The sequence below is a fragment of the bacterium genome (assembly GCA_037131655.1).
In the GTDB taxonomy this organism is placed as follows: domain Bacteria; phylum Armatimonadota; class Fimbriimonadia; order Fimbriimonadales; family JBAXQP01; genus JBAXQP01.
This window is the reverse complement of sequence record JBAXQP010000333.1, coordinates 1-2,769: the sequence shown is the minus strand read 5'-3', so window position 1 is coordinate 2,769 and position 2,769 is coordinate 1. Positions and strand designations below refer to the sequence as shown.

Here is a 2,769-nt window from a genome sequence, read left to right as displayed (position 1 = left end):
TACGCCGTGTAGGACTCGAACCTACGACCCGCTGATTAAGAGTCAGCTGCTCTACCAACTGAGCTAACGGCGCGGGGAACGGGTTTATTATGACTTTTCGATTAATGGGAAGTCAAGCAGTCGCTATTCAAAATTCCCGTAGGTTAGGCAAGTCTCGTGGTAGGCGGCGAAGTGTTCTATGGGGACTTCGGGGCTGACCGAGTGGGTGCCGATTACTACGCCGCCGTCTTTTCCCAAGTCGATTAGTTCTTTGGCTTCTCTTACTATCTTCTCGATGGGGCCGTTAATGAGGGTGTGGGAATTGCACATTCCTCCGGTTAAGACTACTTTTGGATAGGTTTTTCTTATTTCGAAGGGGTCCATTTTGGCTCTTCTTTCCAAGGGGTTTAGGCCTTCGATACCGGCGTCGATTAGCATATCCAATATGGGACGGATGTTGCCGTCGGAATGGAGGAACACGTATTTCGCGCCGGCCTCTTTATAGGCTTTTATCATTCGACGGTAGGCGGGGAGGAAAACTTTTTCGAAAGATTTAGGGCTGAAGAAGGGGTTGTCGTTATAGGCCATGTCGTCGTAGATGAAAATACCGGTATCTTGAAGTTTCCAACGTTTGATTTCCTCGACGCCGACTGCGGTTATGTGATCGCCCACTTTATCTGCCAGGGCTTTGGCAAGTTCCGGGTCTTCGGCGATGTCTATTAAAAATTGCGCTTCACCACGGACAAAGGTGGTGCGGAGGTAGGGCCCCCCGGTTTTGCCGAAAACGCACCACTTGCTTTTACCTTCATCCAGCTTTTTGTTGAATTCAGGCTCATCCTTGCACCCGCCAAGATAGCGCGCATCGAGGGTGGGGGAATCGAATTGGACGGAATCAGGGTCAACGCCTAGAGGGATTAACGCTTTGATATATTCTTCAAAATAAGCGCCTGGACGGGAGCGTTTGGTGTGACCCCAACTATCAACGTAATAATAATCTCCCCCTTCTTCTTTGATCAGGCGCGCGCCTAATGGATTAGAAGTCTCATCAGGGACCCAGATAGAGATGTCAGACAAGCCATCCGGGGAGCCAAAACGCTCTTGCCAAGACTCGGGATATTCCCAAAAACCATCAAAACGCGGGATACGATCCGGCCGTTCAAAAGCGCATGCGGTTAATACCCGTTCACGTGAATTCATCTACTAATTACCTCAGTTCTAATGGGGCCTACCCATCGACTTAAACAGCATTTTTTTGAGTTCCCTAATTGAGAAAGGTTTATGCAAAAAGCCTGCCATCTCATGGGAGGTGAATCGCTTCTCAGCTTCTTGTTCATCATACCCGCTCATTATAACAATGGGAATCTCAGGCATTAGTTTATGAACTTCACGGACGATGATTTCCGCTTTGTTCTTTTCAATGGTGAGGTCAAGAAGAACAACTGCTATCTGGTTGGCATTCAATCGGAACAGATCAAGTCCTTGTACACTGTTTTCTGCTTCCAAAGATTTCAGGCCGATGTGTTTTAGCATTTCACTCGTTAAGGAACGAAGAGACGATTCATCATCTATTATAAGGATTGTATCGGCATCTCTGTCTTTCTTATCACCTGATAAAGGTTGTATTTTAGCGCTAATTGCCTCTTCGTTGAGAGGGAAAATCAGAGTAAATACAGTTAGCGCGCCGGGGTTGCTTTCAACCTTGATCCCACCACCATGCGCTTGCATGATAGCTAATACCGTTGACAATCCAAGCCCATGGCCAGCAAATTTTGTGGTGAAGAACGGCTCGAATATTTTTGGCAATATCTCAGGTGCGATGCCAGGGCCATCGTCGCCTACTATTATGGAGATGTATCTGCCGGGAGCAAGATCGGGCGCCCCAATGAAGTCTTTAAGGAAGGCTTCGTCGGCCTGGACAACATCCATATCTATAAATATCGCGCCTTCGTTATATTTTAATGCTTCGAATGAATTTTGGACGAGGTTCATGATTACTTGTTTGACTTGCGTTGGGTCAGCTTCGATCTCAGGAAGCCCGTCATTAATTGTTCCTCTAATCTGTAGATTATCGTGAGGCAGCTTAGGTTGTAGAGCAAGAGCTTCCTTCATGGCTTCATAAAGGTTAACCGATTGTTTGGTGAGTCGTGATTTACCCGCATAGGCTAATAATCGCTTTGTGAGGTCGGCTGTCTTTTGAATAGCTATCTCGTTTTGTTCGAGATATGTTCTTGCAAGAGAGTCTTCCGGAAGTTCTATCAGCGCTAATTCAGTATAACCGGCGATGGCGGCAAGAAGATTATTGAAATCGTGCGCCATGCCGCCTGCCAACAGACCCATGCTTTCTTGTTGACGAGCATCAGCAAGTTTCAATTGTAGGTCAAGCCGCTCTTCTTCCGCTTTCTTTAGGTCGGTGATATCGCGGCCAATGGCTAAAACAGTCTTAATCTTACCCTCAACAAGTTCAGGTAGAACACGAAAATGGTAACTTCTGCCTCCCATGGCTTCCGGTAAACTAACTTCAACTTGTTGCTCTATCTCTGTTTCAAAGACTTGTTGAAGGGTTTTTCTCCATTGTTCAGTGTAATGGCCATCCGGCAGAACCCCACCAACTCGTTTTCCCACAAATTCTGCATCGGGAACCCCTGCAATAGTATTGAGGCCGGGTGAAGTAAAAATATAATTCAGATCACGGTCGATGCGGAAGACATGATCGGGCAGACTGTTTACTAGCGTTCGATATTGTTCTTCCGATTGTATTAACGCTTGCTCGGCGTTCTTGACTTTGGTAAT

The 2,769-nt window shown here is 46.7% G+C and carries 2 protein-coding genes and 1 tRNA gene; all 3 read right to left on the bottom strand.

All coding sequences use genetic code 11. The features are described 5' to 3' along the window. Positions 1-73, bottom strand: a tRNA-Lys gene (locus WCO51_12000). 50 nt (positions 74-123) lie between these two features. Further along, positions 124-1,176 (bottom strand): uroporphyrinogen decarboxylase family protein, encoded by a 1,053-nt coding sequence (locus tag WCO51_11995; protein MEI6513975.1) that lies wholly within the window; start codon positions 1,174-1,176, stop codon positions 124-126. Between the two features lie 18 nt (positions 1,177-1,194). Next, the coding region (locus tag WCO51_11990; protein ID MEI6513974.1) for an ATP-binding protein at positions 1,195-2,769 on the bottom strand (1,575 nt) is incomplete at its 5' end.

Coding starts and splice junctions, on each gene's coding strand:
- WCO51_11995 (MEI6513975.1), bottom strand. CDS start 1,176: ATGAATTCACGTGAACGGGTATTAACCGCATGCGCTTTTGAACGGCCG.